At 59.2% G+C, this 18,356-nt stretch carries 21 protein-coding genes; 9 read left to right on the top strand and 12 right to left on the bottom strand.

Annotation, left to right across the window (positions count from 1 at the left end):
- Positions 1-150: 150 nt before the first annotated feature.
- On the top strand, positions 151-366 hold the full coding sequence (locus tag ACEN8R_RS15270; protein WP_018930273.1) for a hypothetical protein: 216 nt from the start codon (positions 151-153) through the stop codon (positions 364-366).
- A 573-nt stretch (positions 367-939) separates the two neighbouring features.
- Here the strand turns inward: ACEN8R_RS15270 and ACEN8R_RS15265 are convergent.
- The gene (locus ACEN8R_RS15265) at positions 940-1,302 is read right to left on the bottom strand and encodes a DUF6124 family protein (RefSeq protein WP_018930271.1); all 363 of its coding nucleotides are present in this window, start codon (positions 1,300-1,302) and stop codon (positions 940-942) included.
- Between the two features lie 508 nt (positions 1,303-1,810).
- Here ACEN8R_RS15265 and ACEN8R_RS15260 point away from each other — a divergent pair.
- The gene (locus tag ACEN8R_RS15260; RefSeq protein ID WP_138867076.1) at positions 1,811-2,218 is read left to right on the top strand and encodes a DUF3224 domain-containing protein; all 408 of its coding nucleotides are present in this window, start codon (positions 1,811-1,813) and stop codon (positions 2,216-2,218) included.
- Positions 2,219-2,381: 163 nt separating this feature from the next.
- On the opposite strand, the gene ACEN8R_RS15255 is transcribed toward ACEN8R_RS15260, so the two are convergent.
- The 10 genes from ACEN8R_RS15255 to ACEN8R_RS15210 all read right to left on the bottom strand — a co-directional run bounded on the left by ACEN8R_RS15255 (position 2,382) and on the right by ACEN8R_RS15210 (position 10,019).
- Positions 2,382-3,008, bottom strand: a complete 627-nt coding sequence (locus ACEN8R_RS15255) for a LysE family translocator (protein ID WP_204124452.1) — start codon at positions 3,006-3,008, stop codon at positions 2,382-2,384.
- A 126-nt stretch (positions 3,009-3,134) separates the two neighbouring features.
- Complete coding sequence (locus ACEN8R_RS15250) at positions 3,135-3,341, bottom strand: hypothetical protein (protein ID WP_086945286.1); 207 nt, start codon at positions 3,339-3,341, stop codon at positions 3,135-3,137.
- Between the two features lie 88 nt (positions 3,342-3,429).
- Positions 3,430-4,338 carry a MurR/RpiR family transcriptional regulator gene (locus ACEN8R_RS15245; protein ID WP_007940239.1) on the bottom strand — a complete coding sequence of 303 codons (909 nt, stop codon included), beginning with the start codon at positions 4,336-4,338 and terminating at the stop codon, positions 3,430-3,432.
- 178 nt (positions 4,339-4,516) lie between these two features.
- The gene (locus ACEN8R_RS15240; protein WP_230138947.1) at positions 4,517-5,281 is read right to left on the bottom strand and encodes an ABC transporter ATP-binding protein; all 765 of its coding nucleotides are present in this window, start codon (positions 5,279-5,281) and stop codon (positions 4,517-4,519) included.
- Between the two features lie 18 nt (positions 5,282-5,299).
- Positions 5,300-6,412 carry a succinylglutamate desuccinylase/aspartoacylase family protein gene (locus ACEN8R_RS15235; protein ID WP_105347755.1) on the bottom strand — a complete coding sequence of 371 codons (1,113 nt, stop codon included), beginning with the start codon at positions 6,410-6,412 and terminating at the stop codon, positions 5,300-5,302.
- A gap of 9 nt (positions 6,413-6,421) precedes the next feature.
- Entirely contained in the window at positions 6,422-7,120 is a 699-nt protein-coding gene (locus ACEN8R_RS15230; RefSeq protein ID WP_018928327.1) for an ABC transporter permease, read from the bottom strand.
- A gap of 14 nt (positions 7,121-7,134) precedes the next feature.
- The gene (locus ACEN8R_RS15225; protein ID WP_258672969.1) at positions 7,135-7,824 is read right to left on the bottom strand and encodes an ABC transporter permease; all 690 of its coding nucleotides are present in this window, start codon (positions 7,822-7,824) and stop codon (positions 7,135-7,137) included.
- A 91-nt stretch (positions 7,825-7,915) separates the two neighbouring features.
- Entirely contained in the window at positions 7,916-8,692 is a 777-nt protein-coding gene (locus ACEN8R_RS15220; protein ID WP_495624180.1) for an ABC transporter substrate-binding protein, read from the bottom strand.
- Between the two features lie 264 nt (positions 8,693-8,956).
- Positions 8,957-9,418, bottom strand: a complete 462-nt coding sequence (locus ACEN8R_RS15215; protein WP_018928325.1) for a MarR family winged helix-turn-helix transcriptional regulator — start codon at positions 9,416-9,418, stop codon at positions 8,957-8,959.
- A 148-nt stretch (positions 9,419-9,566) separates the two neighbouring features.
- Complete coding sequence (locus tag ACEN8R_RS15210; protein ID WP_086945290.1) at positions 9,567-10,019, bottom strand: Ohr family peroxiredoxin; 453 nt, start codon at positions 10,017-10,019, stop codon at positions 9,567-9,569.
- A 283-nt stretch (positions 10,020-10,302) separates the two neighbouring features.
- Here ACEN8R_RS15210 and ACEN8R_RS15205 point away from each other — a divergent pair, with 283 nt between their 5' ends.
- From ACEN8R_RS15205 to ACEN8R_RS15175, 7 genes are all read left to right on the top strand, one after another.
- Positions 10,303-11,283: a quinone oxidoreductase family protein gene (locus ACEN8R_RS15205; protein ID WP_111453671.1), complete on the top strand. Its 981-nt coding sequence runs from the start codon at positions 10,303-10,305 to the stop codon at positions 11,281-11,283.
- Between the two features lie 14 nt (positions 11,284-11,297).
- A complete protein-coding gene (locus ACEN8R_RS15200; protein WP_258613379.1) occupies positions 11,298-12,143 on the top strand; it encodes a TauD/TfdA dioxygenase family protein in 846 nt (281 codons plus the stop codon).
- A gap of 88 nt (positions 12,144-12,231) precedes the next feature.
- On the top strand, positions 12,232-13,284 hold the full coding sequence (locus tag ACEN8R_RS15195; protein WP_086945292.1) for a beta-keto acid cleavage family enzyme: 1,053 nt from the start codon (positions 12,232-12,234) through the stop codon (positions 13,282-13,284).
- A gap of 108 nt (positions 13,285-13,392) precedes the next feature.
- On the top strand, positions 13,393-14,724 hold the full coding sequence (locus ACEN8R_RS15190) for an MFS transporter (RefSeq protein ID WP_018928320.1): 1,332 nt from the start codon (positions 13,393-13,395) through the stop codon (positions 14,722-14,724).
- Positions 14,721-15,401, top strand: a complete 681-nt coding sequence (locus ACEN8R_RS15185) for a DsbA family oxidoreductase (protein WP_258613380.1) — start codon at positions 14,721-14,723, stop codon at positions 15,399-15,401. Before ACEN8R_RS15190 ends, ACEN8R_RS15185 begins: the two co-directional genes overlap by 4 nt.
- Positions 15,398-15,724: a Rieske (2Fe-2S) protein gene (locus tag ACEN8R_RS15180; RefSeq protein WP_026286598.1), complete on the top strand. Its 327-nt coding sequence runs from the start codon at positions 15,398-15,400 to the stop codon at positions 15,722-15,724. Before ACEN8R_RS15185 ends, ACEN8R_RS15180 begins: the two co-directional genes overlap by 4 nt.
- On the top strand, positions 15,721-16,731 hold the full coding sequence (locus ACEN8R_RS15175; RefSeq protein WP_064616844.1) for a YeiH family protein: 1,011 nt from the start codon (positions 15,721-15,723) through the stop codon (positions 16,729-16,731). The genes ACEN8R_RS15180 and ACEN8R_RS15175 overlap by 4 nt, the downstream gene beginning before the upstream one ends.
- A gap of 220 nt (positions 16,732-16,951) precedes the next feature.
- On the opposite strand, the gene ACEN8R_RS15170 is transcribed toward ACEN8R_RS15175, so the two are convergent.
- Positions 16,952-18,004 carry an AraC family transcriptional regulator gene (locus ACEN8R_RS15170; RefSeq protein WP_018928316.1) on the bottom strand — a complete coding sequence of 351 codons (1,053 nt, stop codon included), beginning with the start codon at positions 18,002-18,004 and terminating at the stop codon, positions 16,952-16,954.
- Positions 18,005-18,356: the final 352 nt, after the last annotated feature.

Genomic DNA, 18,356 nt, shown 5'->3' with positions numbered 1-18,356 from the left:
CCGCCCGTGGGCCGCAAGGGTTAGCGGTTTTGCGGTTACCTCGGGTAGGCGCCGCCCTCCATGACCGAATGCGACAGTGGGGTGGTGGAAGTTCAGGGGCGAATGGAGTATTTGTTCTGATCCGACGCTGGATCGGATTAAGGAGAGGAAATGAATAGGCAGGCATATTTTTTGGAAGCGGCAAGGCTTTCTGATGATTTTGCAGATAAGGTCAAGGCAGTCGATGACTACATGAAAACCAAACCTGATCTTGCAGACGACGAAGCTTACGAAAAACTTTGCGACCTGCAGGCCGAGGCCACTGCTGCAGCTGGTCGCTGGTCATCGCACTGTGAAAATAATCGCAGCCATATCCGCTCGGTTTAATCGTCGCGATAGATATGTAGGGCGTCGCGGTATAAGGCTTCGACGCCTTTCTGTGAGAGCACTTTAAGCTGTAGCGACCACTTTTCCTTCATGACGATTAGATCGCGGCATAGTGACGAAGCGGGCGGGTTTTGAAGGGCTCCAAATAAGCACAATTTAACCGCCCCCCAAATGCCGGTTTCGGCGAACCGATTGGCTCAGGCCACTGCTCGAAAGGACTCACATGAAACTAAATATCATTGCTCTGAGCATGCTCGCTGTTCTGGCTGGCTGCACAACCGCCGGTCCATATGTCACCAATATCTCGAGTGATGGGCGTAACGGCTTGAACATTGAGAAGTGCGCCGTGAAGATGAATGCTTTCATGGGTACTGTCAGCACTACCGAATGCACGAGCCAGAATGTGCAACTTAGCCGAGGTAACTGATCACACTAATGGCGCGAAGTGCTCGGCACCAGTATCGCGTCTCAGCTCGACCAAACTCGTATTCCGAAACATCCGCGCCACCGGCGAGGCTGATTTTGAGAATATTCTGTGGCGATGGTATGCACCCTCGCCACAGGGCACGACGATTACTCCTTCAATTCGACGTGATCCAGTGCTTGGTTCACCGCCAGTTCACCGAGCATGACCACTTGCGCAATGCCCAGCAGGGTCTTGCGATGTGAGGTTTCCAGCAGCGCCGCGAAATTGGTGAGCATGAGGGTGGCCGAGCCGAGTGTTTCGCTTGCGTTGGCCAGCAAGGATTCAGTGTTGTACTTCGGATTGGCGAAGTACATAGGCTCGGGTTCGTTGGTGGAGGCCATGATCTGAGCGGCCGGGTTGAGGTAGTGGTCGATGGCGCGTTCGGCGGCTTCGTGGAGCTTTTTTGAGTCGAGGGATTCGTAGGGGGATGTCGGGTCTGTGGCAGGCGGATTGGGTGTAGGTTTGAACATGGATGAAACTCCTGATGCGAGTTTATTTAAATGGGAGCCATCACATTCGCTACCAAACGAATTAGGGTGATGGCCATACGCGGGTTGGTAGACCGGTCGCATCAGGAACCCGGCGCCCTCGAAAGAGCCCCGCGCATGGCCACCATAATAGGTGATGCCGTGCGCCGTGATACGAACGGGCTACCAAACCCGATCACTGTTTTTCAGTGACCGGGAAACGATAAAACCCGAGCCCAAAGCGCACAAGCCGGCGGATTCTGGCGCAGTCGTAGGCAACGACGCAAGGCGTTGTAGCCTCGATGAAGTAACACCGGGTGTACTTAAACACGCAGCTAAACATCCAGGGTAAGGCGAGCGGATATACAGAGCTACGTCCTGCCTACGCACCAGGCTGGTGATATTCAGCAACTGCTGCCGTATAGGTGCAACGGGTATAATTAGGCAGAACGGTGTTCCCGGCACATCAGACCAGCACATTCCCCTACTATGACGAAAGAGCTAAATCCCCATGAAAATGACTGATAGCTGCACGTTTCAGATAACTGGCTGGGACGAGAAGCCGTCTCAAGAACTTGAGGGCACTCCGAAACTCTCACACGCCAAAGTCACGCAGTCCTATGCTGGCGCCATCGAGGGAACAAGTAGCGTCGAATACCTCATGTCTTATAGCGTCGACGGCACAGCTAGCTTTGTTGGTTTTGAGCGGATTTGTGGTGTGGTAGCAGGTAAGAGCGGAACATTTGTTGTTCGGCATTCGGGATCATTTTCGGAGGGAAAGGCACGCAGCACTTGGAGTGTCGTGAAGGGGGCAGGCACGGGGGATCTAGTCAATCTTAGCGGTAATGGTAACTACGTTGCTGGTCATGGTGAGCCGGCACAAGTGTCATTTGAATATTCGTTTGAACCTGACAGCTAAAGTGTATTGGCTGGACGCATCCACTCTGGCACAGCGATGCGATTATGGGTGGGGGGTGTCCATCCCATTGCTTACGAAAGATCAGCCTTAAAGTCGTCAGCCTCATAATCACAGAAACCCAGCGAGGCTGGAATTCCAGCCCCGCAGCGCCAAGACATTGATCCTATTTTTGGCTAAGCGTCGCTATCGATACTCCCGAAGCGACGAAGGTGAGTCCTGCCCCTACGTTCAGGCCATTTACCAGCCGTGGGCTCTGACGCAAAAAACGGGACAGTACAGTGGCAAATACGCCCATAAGTGCGAATCCCACTGCCGTAAGGGCGGCGAACCATATGCCGTACACCAGCATCTGCACGCTCACTGAGCCGCGTTGTGGGTCGACGAACTGCGGGATGAACGCAAGGACGAAAAACCCAGGCTTCGGATTGAGTGCTGCCGAGAGTAATCCCGTGAGGAAAATGCTCGGCAGTGATTGCCGAGTCGCTGGCTGGAAGCTGATCAGGCTACGGGAGCGTAGGACTTTTATGCCAAGCCAAAGCAAATAACCGGCGCCGATAAGCTTGACGACCCAGAAGGCAACGGCGGACGTCTGCATCAGCAAAGTCAGTCCTAGCGAAGCGGTTGCCACATGAAAGAGAATTCCCGCCCCGGATGCCATCCCCGACACGATAGCGGCGATCTTGCCCTGGCTGAGTCCTCGGCCTACGGCCAGCAGATTGTCCGGGCCTGGTGCGAGCACCAATAGCAAGCACGCGGCAGTATAGGCAAGCCAGATATTGATCGGAAACACGGCATTCTCCTTAAGCCTCACCGAGGCATCCATCCTCACGTAGCGCCAGAATGTGCCCGTACCAGGCTGCAAAGTCAAAGCCACTGCATTGGAGAGTAACTTCAACCGCCGATTGACTCGTGCGTCTTAATGCAGAGTCGCAATCCTTCGACTTTCTCCAATCCTGATCCGGTCAAGCGCCCGGTTTAGTGCGTCCAAGGCATCAAGGAGAGCCTTCGCCTCAGCTTCCCGGCCATCCCCCCAAAGGCGTTCTGCCATTTTGTTCAGGGCCTGGATGGAGCGCTCAATTTCAGCAGCAGTCGCTACTTTGCTTTCCAGCTGTTTCTTCAGCATTGAGATAACCTATCTGCAGGGCAGTACTTGCCTTCAGTTTCTAGCCCAAGAGTATCGGCCACAAGGGACAATTACCCCTCGTCAGATATCACTTCTTCGACGATTTGCTGCTGGCAGGAATATGCAAATAAGACATCACGCTCTCGGTCAGCTCGGTCGCCAACTTGACCGCTTCTTTATTGCGCGCCATCACACCCGCCACCAAACCTTCAATCAAGGCGAGTACGGCGATGTTGGAGCTGGTCATTACCGGATGGTCGGCGGGGGCAAATAGCACGTGTTCGGCAATGCTGGTGAGCGGCGATGCGGGTGAGTCGGTGATCGCCAGCACCGAGGCGCCGCGCTCATTGGCGAAGCGGGCGAGTTGCAGGGTGTCGAGGGAATAGCGCGGCAGGGAGATCGCCAGCAACACATCCTGATCGGTGATGGCAGCCAGGCGGTAAGCGGCGTTTTCGTTGCCGCCCTCCATGCTGATGGCGGTGGCGTCTGCACAGAAGGGCATCAGGGTCGAGGCGGCGAGGCCGGCGAAGTAGACGCTGTTGCCAAAGCCCAGGATGTAAATTTTGCGCGCTTCGATCAGGCGGGTGACGAACGCTTCAAAGGTGTCGGCGTGGTTGTTGGTGGCTGCCGTGGCGAGGTTGCTGGTGGCGCTCTGGATTTGCTCATGCAGGCCAAATGCACCGCCAGGACGATGCGCCAGTTCGTTGCGCAGTTTGTCGACCGGCGACACCATCTGCTGCAACGTCGCGACCAGCTCGGCCTTCATGCCGGTGTAGCCACCCAGGTTCAGTGCCTTGGCCAGACGATTGACCGCGGCCGGCGAGGTGGAGGTTTCATGGGCCATTTCTTCGATGGTCAGCGTCGCGGCCCTTAGCGGGTGACGCAGGATAAAATCCGCCACCTTGCGCAGTGAAGGCTGTAGATCGGAAACGATTTCCGCCAGTTTACGCATCACCGGCGCGGCATAGACCGTGGTGTCTTTCGAAGGGGTCGGCATGTCCGGCTCTACAGTTCCTGAGGGTTGGAGATGGGGCAGGCGCATAACCTGTAGGAGCGAGGCTTGCCCGCGAAGAACGATAACGCGCAATGCCTGAAAAACCGCGGTGTTCGCTTCGCGGGCAAGCCTCGCTCCTACGGGGTTTTGCGCGGGGGCATAAGTTGGCTGGAGTGTATGATTATTTCAAGCTGCCGGCCAGAAACTGCCGAAGCCGCTCGGACTGTGGATTGACCAGCACTTCACGCGGATTGCCGCGCTCTTCGACCAGGCCCTTGTGCAGGAACACCAGCTGGTTCGAGACCTCGCGGGCAAAGCCCATTTCGTGGGTCACGACCACCATGGTGCGGCCTTCGAGTGCGAGGTCCTGCATGACTTTCAGCACTTCGCCGACCAGCTCGGGGTCGAGGGCTGAGGTCGGTTCATCGAACAGCATCACTTCCGGCTCCATGGCCAGTGCCCGGGCAATCGCTACCCGCTGCTGCTCACCACCCGACATATGCGCCGGCCAGGCGTCCATGCGGTGCGCCACGCCGACTTTGTTCAGGTAATGCTCGGCCTTTTCCCGCGCTTGTTTCTTGTTCATGCCCAGCACATGTACCGGGGCCTCCATGACGTTTTCAAGGGCGCTCATGTGCGACCAGAGGTTGAAATGCTGAAACACCATCGACAGTCGCGAACGCATGCGTTGTAGCTGTTTGGGCTCGGCAGCCTTGAGCCCGCCGAGTTTGTTGGTCACCAGCTTGAGCGGTTCGCCATTGAGCACGATGTTGCCGGCGTTGGGCTGTTCCAGCAGATTGATGCAACGCAGGAAGGTGCTTTTGCCGGAACCGCTGGAGCCGATGATGCTGATCACGTCACCGGCCTTCGCCTCCAGGGACACACCCTTGAGTACTTCGTGGCTGCCGTAGCTTTTGTGAAGATTCTGAATTTCAAGTTTGTACATGGTTTCAACTCTCTGGAATCAGTCGCTGAGCAAGCGGCCTTGGCGAATAGGGCGAGTACCGGCCACTTTGGCCAGCCACAAACCGGGCTGGGCAAAGCGCAGACGTTCACGGGCATAGAGGATGCCGTCGGTGCTGGCGCGCACGATGCTGTGGCGATCGGTCAGCGGATCAATCACTTCGAACAGCGGGTCGCCGACCCTGACCCGGGCACCCAGCGGTTGCAGAAAACTCACCACGCCGGGGTGCGGCGCATAGGCGTACTGCGCGCCGGCGAAGGGTGTCGCTTCGCACTCGGTCGGTGGCGCGGCGGGCCAGTCACCGCTGATCAGGCCTTGCTCGGCGAGATAGCCGAGAATGGCCTGCGCGCTGTCGATGCAGGGCTCGCGTTCGGTATCGGCCATGCCGCGCAGTTCAATGGTGGTCGCCACACAGGCCAAAGAAATATCGGCTTCAGGAAAGAGTTCGGCCAGACGCAACCAGGGAATCGCGCAGGCTTCATCAAAGGCACTGCCGCCCGCATCCTCGGCCAACAATGCGGCGCCGGCACCCAGTCGAGCGGCCAATGAGCGCAGGCGCGGCCAGTGTTGCGGCATGGCGTAAAGCAGCATGATCGACTCGAAATCGCAGTGCAGGTCCAGCACCACATCGGCGTCACAGGCATGTGAAAGCAATAGGCGGCGCAGGCCATCGAGTTCCGAGGTCGGCGGTGGCATGTCGGCGAGAACATCGGCCATGGCGCGGCGGATCAGCCCGGTGTTGACGTCGGCGTGGGCGCCCAGTTGACCTTTCACCAGCGCCGCCACAGCTTCGGCCAGCTCTGGAAAATCACGATTGAAGTTCTTCCCGCTGGAGAACTCAAAACGGCCTTGATGGGTGGCCTGGAACATCTGGGCGATGCCAATCGGGTTGGCCATCGGCACCAACTCGACGACCCCATTCAGGCGACCTTGTTCTTCCAGCACGCGCAGACGCTGCTTAAGTTCAACCGCCACGCGCATCCCTGGCAACTCGTCGGCATGCAGGGAGGCCTGGATGTAGGCCTTGCGTGGCCCGCTGCCAAAACGAAACAGCGACAGCCGTCGTTCTGTGCCCGAGGCCCCCCACGGCAACAGGTATTCAATGTGCTCCATAACAGCTCCTTAGTGCTTGCGCGGTGCCAGATACGCCAGCCAGCGGCGCTCGGCCAGCTTGAACAGACGAACCAGGATGAAAGTCAGGGCCAGGTAGATAAGGCCGGCGGTGATGAACGCCTCGAATGGCAGATAGAACCGCGAACTGACCGTACGAGCGGCTCCGGTGATGTCGACCAGGGTGACGATCGACGCCAGGCTGGTGGTCTGCAGCATCATCAGCACTTCGTTGCTGTATTGCGGCAGTGCCCGGCGCAAGGCCGACGGCAGGAGCACGCGGCGGTACAAGGTAAAGCGCGACATGCCCATGGCCTTGGCGGCTTCGATCTCGCCGTGGGCCGTGGCCTTCAAACTGCCGGCCAGCAGTTCCGCGCTATAGGCGCTGGTATTGATCGCGAAGGCCAGGCAGGCACAAAAGGTTGCGCTGGACAGGTAAGGCCAGAGCACGCTTTGGCGTACCGCTTCGAACTGCGCCAAGCCGTAATAGATCAGGAACAATTGCACCAGCATCGGGGTGCCGCGAATCACATAGGTGTAGAGCCAGGCCGGGAAGCTGATCAACGGCGATCGGGAGACGCGCATCAGCGCTAAAGGAATCGCCAGCACCAGGCCAACGGCCAGGGAAATCAGTAGAACTTTGAGGGTCAACAAGGCGCCATTGAGGTACAGCGGCAGGTTTTCCCAGATCAGGTTGTAGTCGAGAATCATGGCTGTGCTCCCCGTCACAGTTCGGCGGCTTTGACGCCGACCGAGTAGTGGTTTTCCAGATAGCGCAGCACCAGCAATGACACGCTGGTCAGCATCAGGTAGAGCGCGGCCACCGCGAGGAAAAACGTGAACGGCTCATGGGTGGCGTCCGCTGCGTTTTTGGCTTTGAACATCATGTCCTGCAACCCGATCACCGAGATCAGCGCGGTGGATTTGGTCAGCACCAACCAGTTGTTGGTGAACCCCGGAATGGCGAAACGAATCATCTGCGGCACCAGAATCCGCCAGAACACCTGAGCGCCGCTCATGCCATAAGCCACACCGGCCTCGCCCTGGCCTTTGGGGATTGCCATAAAGGCGCCGCGAAAGGTCTCCGAGAGGTAGGCACCAAAAATGAAACCCATGGTGCAGACGCCGGCGATAAAGGGGTTGATGTCGATGTAGCGGGTGTAACCGAGCGCGAGGGCAATGCGGTTCACCAGATCCTGGCCGCCGTAGAAAATCAGCAGGATCAACACCAGGTCGGGAATACCGCGAATCAGGGTGGTATAGCCTTCGCCCAGCATCGCCAGCCATTTGAACGGTGACAAACGAAAGGCGGCGCCGATCAGACCCAGGGCAATCGCCATGGTCATGGAAGTCAGGGCCAGATTAATGGTCAGCCAGGCGCCATCGAGAATGCTCGATCCGTAGCCGTGAAGCATGATGAAGTTCCTCAAGCGAGCGCCGGGAGGCGCGCGAGACAAGCCAGAAGTGGCACCCGCAAACGCCGGCGCCAGGGTTTCGGGTAACGGCTTATTCGCCGTAGATATCGAAGGCGAAGTACTTGGCCATCACTTGCTGGTACTTGCCATTGGCGCGGATGGCGTCAATCGCTGCGCTCAGGCGTGCAACGTTCGCACTGTCGCCTTTACGCACCGCGATCCCGGCGCCTCTGCCGAAGTATTTCGGGTCGTTGATGTCCGGCCCCACCAGAGCGAAACCTTTACCTATGGGGGTTTTGATAAAGCTCTCATCGGTGTTGACGATGTCGGCGAGGGTGGCGTCCAGGCGACCTGATGCCAGATCGAGGAAGGCTTCATTTTGTGAGCCGTAGCGGACCACCTCGACGCCGGCTTGCGCCAGTTGCTCGGTGGCGAAACGGTCGTAGGTCGAGGCGCGTTGCACGCCGACTTTCTTGCCTTTGAGATCGACCAGCGGGTCGTTGATCACGCTGCCGGTCTTCATCGCGAACTTGCCCGGCGTGTGGTAGTACTTTTTGCTGAAGTCGACCGACTTCATCCGGTCTTCAGTGATCGACATCGACGACAGCACAGCGTCGATCTTGCGCACTTTGAGCGACGGGATCATGCCGTCGAATTCCTGGATGACCCACTCGCATTTGACCTTCATCTCTGCGCACAGCGCGTTGCCGATGTCGTAATCGAAACCACTGACATTGCCCTCCGGCGTCTTGAAGGAGAAGGGCGGGTAGGCGGCTTCGATGCCGATATGCAGGCTGTCCTCGTCGGCGTGTGCCAGCAAGCTTGCGGCGCACAGTGCCAGAGCACCTAGAAGTTCTGTCTTGTTCATATTGTTGACTCCTTGGATGGGGCGTTGGTGATACGGGGCTGCCGTCCGGTCTGGCGAGGTGGACTGTCCTGATGATTTGCGAGGCTATAAATGACATAAAATATTTCACAAATCAATCGTGTGAAAATAAACATATCAACGCGGGGCGACAAGCGGAGTACTCATGGGCAGTAGCCGCAGCCCTGCCAGCGAGCCTTTGAATAAAAAACGGGCGCCGATCAGGGCGCCCGTTTTTTCATTTCGGTATCAAGGTATTTGTTTTGCTCATCCCTCGGCTTTCGTCGATTTGATGAGGTTGTTGCGCAGTTTCACGATCGCGTTCTGCAACTGTGTGAACTCGTCCGGTTCCAGACCCGTTGCGTGGGAAAGGCCCGTTTCGGGGCGGTCTTCGCGTAGCTGTCGACCGCTTTTCGTCAGGCTGATCCGCACCTGCCGCTCGTCCTCGGGATCACGCTGCCTCTGCAGATAGCCCATCGCTTCCAGCTTTTTCAGGATCGGTGTGAGCGTGTTCGATTCGAGAAACAGCTTCTCGCCAAGGCTGCCCACGGTTTGGTGGTCTTCCTCCCATAGCGCAACGATGGTGATGTATTGCGTATAGGTGAGCCCCAAGTGCTCGAGTATCGGCTTGTAGGCCTTGCCGAAGGCCAGGTTCGTGGAATAGACCGCAAAACACAGGAAGTCGGAGAGCTTCAGATCAGCGGGGACGGTCTTGTCAGTGCGTTTCATGTGCTTCCTCGTTGGCCAAAGTAGAAGGCTCGCAAAGGCAAAATATACCTCGTATACGATTTTGTCGGAATGGGGTTGGCCTTGTTATTCGCATGCGCTTAAAGCGCATGCGATGTATGTGAGTAAAAAAAATGCCAATCGCGGTGCGTTAAACCGTGAGGACGTTCAGGGCCACGTCGATATTGCCGCGCGTCGCCTTCGAGTACGGGCAAATCTGATCGGCGGTGTGCGCCAGTGTCGTCGCAACGTCGTGCGCCAGCCCCGGCACGCGGAGCGTCAATCGAGCCTGAAGGAAGTACGCCGCACCGGTCTGGCCCAGATCGACTTCGATGTCGACCGACAGATCAGACGGCAGCACCACGTTCATGTCATTGGCCACCAGCCCGACAGCGGCGGTGTAGCAGGCCGACCATGCACCGGCGAACAATTGCTCGGCGGTCGGGTGTGGCTGAACAGCGGCGAACACGTGCGCCGGTTTCGCGCTTCCAGGCGACGACAGCGTGATGTCGAGGCTGCCGTTATGGCCACGCGACGTGTTGCCAGCGGCGCTGGCGGTGGTGTGAGTTTTGCCGGTCATCAGGACTTTTTCGATCTTGCTCATGGGGTGGATCCTCAACGTTTCGAATGATGTGATTTGTGTGTCGTATACGTTTGAATCGCATGCGATGTAATAATAATTGCGCAGGCACCCATCGCTGTCAATCAGTCGGGTTGCGTCGCCCGACGAGTGGCCTGTGGATGCCACCCCTGCCTGCCGGCTTACTGTCATGAAATGAAAAGCCATTGTCGTCTGATGAGAAGCGGCTCGTCAGGCGGCGTCCTACAGTCCAGTCAGCGCAAATCGACGCTGCACGCCAACCTTGCAGACTGGAGAATAAGAAAACATGGCCAAAGCCGTACGCTTCTACGAAACCGGTGGTCCCGAAGTCCTCCGTTATGAGGAGGTCGAAGTCGGTGAGCCCGGTCCAGGCCAGGTTCGTCTGCGTCATGTGGCGGTGGGCCTGAACTATGCCGATACCTACTTTCGCAATGGCACTTATCCGATCCCGATGCCCAATGGCATGGGGGTCGAAGCCTCCGGCGTGGTCCAGGCGATCGGCGAGGGGGTTACCAACGTGCGCGTGGGGGATCGCGTCACCTACACCGGTTTTCTCAATACATTGGGTGCCTACAGCACCGAACGGTTGATCCCGGCCGCACCGCTGATCAAGTTGCCGGAAACCATCAGTTTCGAGACCGCCGCGGCGATGACCATGCGCGGCCTGACGTCGTCGTACCTGATGCGGCGCATTTACGATTTCAAGGCCGGCGACAGCATTCTGCTGCACGCTGCCGCCGGTGGTGTGGGCCTGATCGTGGCGCAGTGGGCCAAGCTGCTCGGCCTGACCGTCATCGGCACCGTGTCCACCGAGGTCAAGGGCGAAATCGCCCGGGCCCATGGCTGCGACCATGTGATCAATTACAGCCATGAAGACGTCGCCCAGCGTGTGCGCGAGTTGACGGACGGCGTTGGTGTCAACGTGGTGTTCGACAGTGTCGGCAAGAACACCTTCATGGGTTCCCTGGATTCGCTCAAGCGTCGCGGCCTGATGGTGTGCGTCGGCACGGCCTCCGGTCCGATCCCGGCTGTCGATCCGGTACTGCTGGCGATGAAAGGCTCGCTGTTCATGACCCGTCCGGCCCTGGCCGACTACATCGCCGACCCGGCGGAAAAAGCCGCGTTGGCCAATGAGCTGTTCGACCATGTCGGCAGCGGCCGGATCAAGATCGAGATCAACCAGCACTATGCCCTGCAGGATGCCGTCCAGGCCCATCGCGACCTGGAATCACGCAAGACCACGGGCTCATCGATTTTCGTCATTTAAGGGAGTCGTCTTCCATGAAAGTCGAACAGTTGACTTGCAGCATTGGCGCGGAACTGCTGGGCGTCAACCTCGCCGATGCGGTGCATGACGACGGTCTTTTTGCCGAGATCCGTGCTCAGTTGCTCACGCATCGCGTGGTGTTCCTGCGTGATCAGGAGATCACCCGCGCCGAGCACGTGGCCTTCGCCCGGCGCTTTGGCGAACTGGAGGATCACCCGGTGGCCGGCAGTGACCCGGATCATCCAGGGCTGGTGCGCATCTACAAGCGCCCGGACCAGCCGATGGACCGTTACGAGAACGCCTGGCACACCGATGCGACCTGGCGCGAAGTGCCGCCAATGGGCTGTGTGTTGCGTTGCGTGGAATGCCCGCCAGTTGGCGGCGACACCATGTGGGCCAACATGGTGGAGGCCTACGCGCGGTTGCCGGATGACGTAAAGGCGAAGATCGCCGACCTGCGTGCGCGCCACAGCATCGAAGCGAGTTTCGGTGCCGCGATGCCGATTGAAAAGCGTCTGGCGCTCAAGGCGATGTACCCGGATGCCGAGCATCCGGTGGTCCGTACTCATCCGGAGACTGGCGAAAAGGTGCTGTTCGTCAACGCCTTTACTACCCACCTGAGCAACTACCACACCCCCGAGCGGGTGCGCTTTGGCCAGGACGCCAACCCGGGTGCCAGTGAGTTGCTGCGCTACCTGATCAGCCAGGCTTACATCCCCGAGTACCAGGTGCGCTGGCGCTGGAAACCCAACAGCATCGCCATCTGGGACAACCGCAGTACCCAGCACTACGCCGTCATGGATTACCCGCCGTGCCATCGCAAGATGGAACGCGCCGGCATCATCGGCGACAAGACTTAACGATCGACCGCAGCTGCATTCGCTCTCACAGACACGTCTGCCCGGCGCGATCCGGGCGTGTGGACAACCATAATAATAGGAGTAACCCATGCAATTCTTCGACGATTCCCTGCACCCGGAAAACATGGAAAAGGTGGTCATCACCGTGGCCCCGTATGGCCCCGAGTGGATGCCGGAAGACTTTCCCGAAGACATCCCGTTGACCATGGATGAGCAGGTGCAGAAAGCGGTCGATTGTTATGAGGCGGGTGCCACGGTTTTGCACCTGCACGTGCGCGAACTGGACGGCAAGGGTTCCAAGCGTCTGTCCAAGTTCAACGAGTTGATCGCCGGTGTGCGTGAAGCCGTGCCGGACATGATCATCCAGGTTGGTGGTTCGATTTCTTTCGCACCCGAAAGCGATGGTGAAGCGGCCAAGTGGCTGTCTGACGACACTCGCCACATGCTCGCGGAGCTGACGCCAAAACCGGATCAGGTCACGGTGGCTATCAACACCACCCAGATGAACATCATGGAGCTGCTGTATCCGGAATACCTGGAAGGTACGTCCCTGGCCAACCCTGCCTATCAGGCGGCCTACAGCGAAATGACCGTACCGGCAGGCCCGGCCTGGGTCGCCGAACACCTCAAGCGCCTGATGGACAACGGCATCCAGCCGCATTTCCAACTGACCGGCATGCATGCCATGGAGACCCTTGAACGCCTGGTACGCAAAGGCGTGTACAGGGGGCCGTTGAACCTGACCTGGATCGGCATCGGCGGCGGTTTCGATGGCCCCAATCCGTTCAACTTCTTCAACTTCATCCATCGCGCGCCGGACGGTTGCACCCTGACCGCTGAATCGCTGCTCAAGAACGTACTGCCGTTCAATACCATGGCGCTGGCGATGGGGCTGCACCCTCGCGTGGGGATTGAAGACACGATCATTGATCAGAAGGGCAAGCGTTTCAGCTCGGTGCAGCAAATCGAGCAAACCGTACGCATTGCCCATGAACTGGGTCGCGAAATCGCCACCGGTAAAGAAGCCCGCGAGATCTATCGCATCGGTGTGCAGTACCAAAGCATCGAAGAAACCCTGTTGGCCAATGGCATGGCCCCCAACCGCAAGGCTGGACAAAAGGGTGTGCCGCAACGCGGCTGATCGACTGATCGACTGATCGGCAGACGAAGCGGGCGGTTAAACGCCTCCCGCTCGCTGCATGGCAACACGCTTGATAACAACAATAAAACGAAGCTTTGAGGAGGCTGCATGGCCTTTCACCCAATCGCCGCAGACGATGACGACGGCAGTGGCGTCGGCGTTGCGCGCAAGTATGCCTGGATCGTCTTCGCACTGACGTTCGGCCTGCTGATTTCCGATTACATGTCGCGCCAGGTACTGAATGCGGTGTTCCCGATGCTCAAGGGCGAGTGGGCCCTGAGCGACGGTCAGCTCGGTCTGCTCAGTGGCGTTGTCGCCCTGATGGTCGGCCTGCTCACCTTCCCCTTGTCGTTGTTGGCGGATCGCTTCGGTCGGGTCAAGAGCCTGGCGTTGATGGCGCTGTTGTGGAGCCTGGCCACACTGGGCTGCGCGTTGGCGCAGGACTACCAGCAGATGTTTATCGCCCGCTTCATGGTGGGGGTCGGTGAGGCGGCCTATGGCAGCGTCGGCATCGCGGTGGTGATTTCGGTGTTTCCCAAACACATGCGTGCAACGCTGGCCAGTGCCTTCATGGCGGGCGGCATGTTTGGTTCGGTATTAGGCATGGCGCTGGGCGGTGCCATCGCCGCCAAACTGGGCTGGCGCTGGTCGTTCGCCGGCATGGCGCTGTTCGGCCTGCTGCTGGCGGTGCTTTACCCGATCATCGTCAAGGAAGCACGCATTGCTCCGCAACGTGCCGCGCAGGCGGCGAACAAGGCGGCTGCCGCGGTCAAGCGTCCGCTACGTACGCTGTTTTCCAGCCGCTCGGTGATCGCTGCCTACATCGGCAGTGGCTTGCAACTGTTCGTCGGCGGCACCGTGATCGTGTGGATGCCCAGCTACCTCAATCGTTATTACGACATGGCCACGGACAAGGCGGGCGGCGTCGCGGCGATCATCGTGCTGTGCAGCGGCGCGGGGATGATCCTGTGCGGCATGCTCAGCGATCGACTGTGTCGCCCTTCGCCGGAGCGCAAAGTCGCTTTGGCCATCGCCTATTGCCTGGGCAGTTGTCTGCTGTTGTCGACGGCCTTCGCCCTGCCGCCAGGGCCTGTGCAATTGGTGCTGATCTGCCTGGGGATGTTGATTGCCGCCGGCACGACCGGTCCTTGCGGAGCCATGGTTGCCAACCTGACCCATTACTCGGTCCATGGCACGGCCTTCGCCACGCTGACCTTGGCCAACAACATGCTGGGGCTGGCGCCTGGGCCGTTCATCACCGGCCGGGTGTCCGACCTCATCGGCTTGCAGGCGGCTTTTCAAATGGTGCCACTGGTCAGTATCGCGGCAGCGGCCGTGTTCTTTTACGCCAAGTGTCATTACCACAAGGACATGGCCCGGCTTCAGGGCGAGCAAGTCCACGATTCGATTGGCAAAGCGGTGTTAGAGGTGAAGTTGTGAGTGGTCGTTTACGTATTGATGTGTTTTTCGATTTCATCTGCCCCTGGTGCCTGATCGGCAAGCGCCAACTTGCGCGCGCGCAAGACCTGCTGCGTGTCCGGCAACCCGGCGTGGAAATCACCACGGTGTGGCACGGGGTGCAATTGCTGCCGCAGTTGCCGGCACAGGGTGAACCCTTTGTCGATTTTTACCTCAAGCGCCTGGGCAGTCTTAAAGCCGTAGCGATGCGCCTGGCCCAGGTGCAGCAGGCTGCGATGGCGGTGGGCGTGCCCATCGATTTGAGTCGTATCGTCCGCATGCCCAATACCGCCGACGCCCATCGCTTGCTGGAGCATGCGAGGGTGCTCGGCAATAGCGCCCAATGCGATGTTTTGCTTGAGCGTTTGTTCGCTGCTTACTTCCAGCTCCAGGGATCAGAGAGCGGTGAGGATCTGGGCTGCCAGGAGACCTTGCTTGCCATCGCCCGGTCGTGTGGCTTCGACCCTGATGCCATGGCCTCCTGCCTGCAAGGCGACGGCGATCCTTACATTGGCAACGAGGCGGAAGCCGCCAGCGGCGTGCCCAGTTTTCAGTTCGATGGTCGCCTGACAGTGGTGGGCGCTCAGCCTGCCGAGGCGCTATTTGACGCCATGGGCGAAGCCTTGCTCGACAGTCATCGCGCGCGGCAACCGGTATGAGTCTTCGAATCCCCGTGCCCGCTGGAAAACTCCCGCCGGCAGGCGGTCGTGCGCTGTTCGAATGCGATGGCAAAAGCCTGGCGCTATTCAACATCGAAGGGGACCTGTTCGCCATTGACGACAGTTGCCCGCACCAGGGCGCCTCGTTGTGTGGCGGGCGCCTTGAGGGGCGAGTGATCCAGTGCTGCGCCCATGGCCTGCGCTTCGATCTGCGCAGCGGTTACTTGCTCAATTCAACCCAGGTCAAAGTTGCCAACTATCCGGTCGAGACAATTGACGGCCAGGCATTCATCGTCATCGCTTGCGAGGAGCCCGCGCCATGAACGCTATCGCGCTTACCCGTATCCACAGCCGAACGCGCGAATTGGCGCCAGGCTTTATCGTCAGCTTGATCGTGGCGGCCGCCGCGTCCTTTTTGTCCGAGCACTACGGTGCGCCGGTGATGCTGTTTGCCTTGCTGTTGGGCATGGCGCTGAACTTCCTGGCCAGTGAGGGTGCCTGCAAGGCTGGCATCGAATTCACTGCACGCACTGTGTTGCGCATTGGCGTGGCCTTGCTCGGCATGCGCATCACCCTTGAGCAGATTGCCGCGCTGGGCTGGAAGCCTGTGGCGCTGGTGGTGATTCTGGTGGTGGTGACGATCGGCGTCTCGGTGATCGCGGCCAAGGCGATGGGGTTTCAGCGCTTGTTCGGCATGCTCACCGGTGGCGCCACTGCGATTTGTGGTGCCTCGGCGGCGTTGGCGCTGGCGGCGGCGTTGCCCAATCATCCACAGAAAGAACGTGCGACGTTGTTCACGGTGATCGGGGTGTCGGCGCTGTCGACCCTGGCAATGATCGTGTACCCGATGATTGCCAATTGGCTGTCGTTGTCGCCGCAAGTGGCGGGGGTGTTCCTGGGGGCGACCATCCACGATGTCGCCCAGGTCGTCGGCGCTGGTTACAGCCTGTCGACCGAGACCGGCGATACCGCCACGGTGGTCAAGTTGATGCGGGTGGCGATGCTGCTGCCGGTGATCGTTTGTGCGGCGATGGTCACGCGCATGCAGGGTGCCGATCCGACCGGCAAGCGGCCACCGCTGCTACCGTGGTTCGCCGTCGGTTTTCTGCTGTTGGCCTGTATCAACAGCACCGGCTGGATCGCCCCGGTGGTGCAAGGTTCGGTCAATGAACTGTCGCGCTGGTGCCTGGTGGTTTCCATCAGCGCCCTGGGTATGAAGACTCAGCTCAAGGAGCTGGCGGCGGTCGGTATCAAACCCATTCTGCTGATGGTGGGGGAGACGGTGTTCCTGGTCGTGCTGGTGTTGCTGTTGCTGCGCTGGGGGCTGTAGGCACACAAAATCCTGTGGCGAGGGAGCTTGCTCCCGTTGGGGTGCGAAGCGGCCCCAAAACGGCTCGCCGCGTACTTTCTGAAAAAATGCAGTGGTCTTAAAAAAGGGGCTGCTTCGCACCCCAGCGGGAGCAAGCTCCCTCGCCACGGGACTCTCGGCCGGTGTCACTGATACCGGTTCTTTTACGGCGACTGTGCCAGCAGTCGCCGTTTTTTTTGGCTCAGGTTTTTTGCGGTGCGGGCAGGGTGGTTGGGGCAGTCGGTGACTTGACGGTGTGTTTTTGTGCGCTGCGCCATGTAGCGGGCGGCATGCCGAACTGGGTGATGAACCAGCGTGTGAAGGAGCTCGCCATGGAGTAGCCGAGCATGTCGGCGATCCGGCCCAGCGAGTAATTCGGATTGTCCAGGTAGCGCAGCACCAGGTCGCGGCGCACGTCGTTGATCAGGTCGTTGAAGGCGCAGCCGTCGTCTTTGAGGCGGCGCTGCAGAGTCCGGACATTCATGCCCTGGGTCTGGGCGATCTGCTCGATGGTGGCGCGTCCCATCGGCAGCAGCAGGTAGATGGCTTTGCGCACCTCGAACAGTATCGACGGGCCTTCGTGGTTGAGCAGCGAGTCGAGGTAACTCTGGGCGTAGCGCGCCATGGCCGGGTCGGCATTGGGGTTGGTCATGTCGAGGCTGGCGTCGGAGCAGACAATGCCATTGAACTCACTGCCGAACTCCAGCGTGCAGCCGAACAGGCGGCGATGCAGTTGCAGGTTGTCCGGGGGCTGGTGCGTGAAGTTGACGCTGTAGGGGTGCCAGTGTGTACCGAGCAAGGCAGCGCACAGGCGGAACATGACCCCGATGGCCAGCTCAGTGGCCTGGCGGGAAGGCATTGGCGATTCAGTGACTACCTCCTCGCGAATGATCACCATCTTGTCGGCCTCTTCAATGAAGATGGCCAGCGAATCATTCATCAGGTGACGGTAATTCACCACGACCTGCAAGGCATCACGCAGCGTACGTTGGTGGCTGAGGAGCAGGCTGACGACTCCGAAGTCCGAGAGCTGGCGCGACTCGGCCATGCTCAGGCCGAAATTCTGGCAGCCGCTGGCGGCGGCCGAGTCTTCCAGCAGGCGTACGGCGGCATCAATGGGAATGCGGTGTTCGGGCGCTTGCAGCAGGGCTTTGCTCAGGCCGACGCCGGCCAGTACATCGCGCGGGTTGAACCCCAGGTATTGAGTGACTTCCAGGTAGTTGGTCAAGACGGCGGCGCGAACAAGCTTGGGCATGCGAAAGTCTTTCCTGGGCCGGTTGCGATTCAAATGAGCGTGGCGACTATATCCAGCACATCAGCAATTGAACAGTTGCGAGGTTGTCGAGGGCGCTCGCTCAAATCTGTCCAGGATCACCTCCGTTGTCGTGGCGCAATCGACGCTCACCCGTTGATTACAGTGACCCGCAGAGAACCTGAGGGGATTTACGACCAATGGTCGCCGCGTGCCGATCCCTGGAAATTTGTCATGAAAAGAAAAGTGCCTGACGTCCAATGAAAAGCGCTTCGGGTGGGCGCTCTTTAATGTCAGTCCTACAAAAAGCCCCTGGCCAATAGAGCCAGTCGAGTCATCGAGAAAGCGAAGGTGT

The sequence above is a fragment of the Pseudomonas sp. Pseusp15 genome (assembly GCF_059492165.1).
Note: the sequence above shows the minus strand (reverse complement) of the source record. Positions and strands in the feature narration are given on the sequence as shown.

Coding starts and splice junctions, on each gene's coding strand:
- ACEN8R_RS15250 (WP_086945286.1), bottom strand. CDS start 3,341: ATGCTGAAGAAACAGCTGGAAAGCAAAGTAGCGACTGCTGCTGAAATT.
- ACEN8R_RS15200 (WP_258613379.1), top strand. CDS start 11,298: ATGAAAGTCGAACAGTTGACTTGCAGCATTGGCGCGGAACTGCTGGGC.
- ACEN8R_RS15260 (WP_138867076.1), top strand. CDS start 1,811: ATGAAAATGACTGATAGCTGCACGTTTCAGATAACTGGCTGGGACGAG.
- ACEN8R_RS15220 (WP_495624180.1), bottom strand. CDS start 8,692: ATGAACAAGACAGAACTTCTAGGTGCTCTGGCACTGTGCGCCGCAAGC.
- ACEN8R_RS15215 (WP_018928325.1), bottom strand. CDS start 9,418: ATGAAACGCACTGACAAGACCGTCCCCGCTGATCTGAAGCTCTCCGAC.
- ACEN8R_RS15210 (WP_086945290.1), bottom strand. CDS start 10,019: ATGAGCAAGATCGAAAAAGTCCTGATGACCGGCAAAACTCACACCACC.
- ACEN8R_RS15225 (WP_258672969.1), bottom strand. CDS start 7,824: ATGCTTCACGGCTACGGATCGAGCATTCTCGATGGCGCCTGGCTGACC.
- ACEN8R_RS15190 (WP_018928320.1), top strand. CDS start 13,393: ATGGCCTTTCACCCAATCGCCGCAGACGATGACGACGGCAGTGGCGTC.
- ACEN8R_RS15230 (WP_018928327.1), bottom strand. CDS start 7,120: ATGATTCTCGACTACAACCTGATCTGGGAAAACCTGCCGCTGTACCTC.
- ACEN8R_RS15195 (WP_086945292.1), top strand. CDS start 12,232: ATGCAATTCTTCGACGATTCCCTGCACCCGGAAAACATGGAAAAGGTG.
- ACEN8R_RS15180 (WP_026286598.1), top strand. CDS start 15,398: ATGAGTCTTCGAATCCCCGTGCCCGCTGGAAAACTCCCGCCGGCAGGC.
- ACEN8R_RS15270 (WP_018930273.1), top strand. CDS start 151: ATGAATAGGCAGGCATATTTTTTGGAAGCGGCAAGGCTTTCTGATGAT.
- ACEN8R_RS15240 (WP_230138947.1), bottom strand. CDS start 5,281: ATGTACAAACTTGAAATTCAGAATCTTCACAAAAGCTACGGCAGCCAC.
- ACEN8R_RS15170 (WP_018928316.1), bottom strand. CDS start 18,004: ATGCCCAAGCTTGTTCGCGCCGCCGTCTTGACCAACTACCTGGAAGTC.
- ACEN8R_RS15175 (WP_064616844.1), top strand. CDS start 15,721: ATGAACGCTATCGCGCTTACCCGTATCCACAGCCGAACGCGCGAATTG.
- ACEN8R_RS15235 (WP_105347755.1), bottom strand. CDS start 6,412: ATGGAGCACATTGAATACCTGTTGCCGTGGGGGGCCTCGGGCACAGAA.
- ACEN8R_RS15245 (WP_007940239.1), bottom strand. CDS start 4,338: ATGCCGACCCCTTCGAAAGACACCACGGTCTATGCCGCGCCGGTGATG.
- ACEN8R_RS15265 (WP_018930271.1), bottom strand. CDS start 1,302: ATGTTCAAACCTACACCCAATCCGCCTGCCACAGACCCGACATCCCCC.
- ACEN8R_RS15205 (WP_111453671.1), top strand. CDS start 10,303: ATGGCCAAAGCCGTACGCTTCTACGAAACCGGTGGTCCCGAAGTCCTC.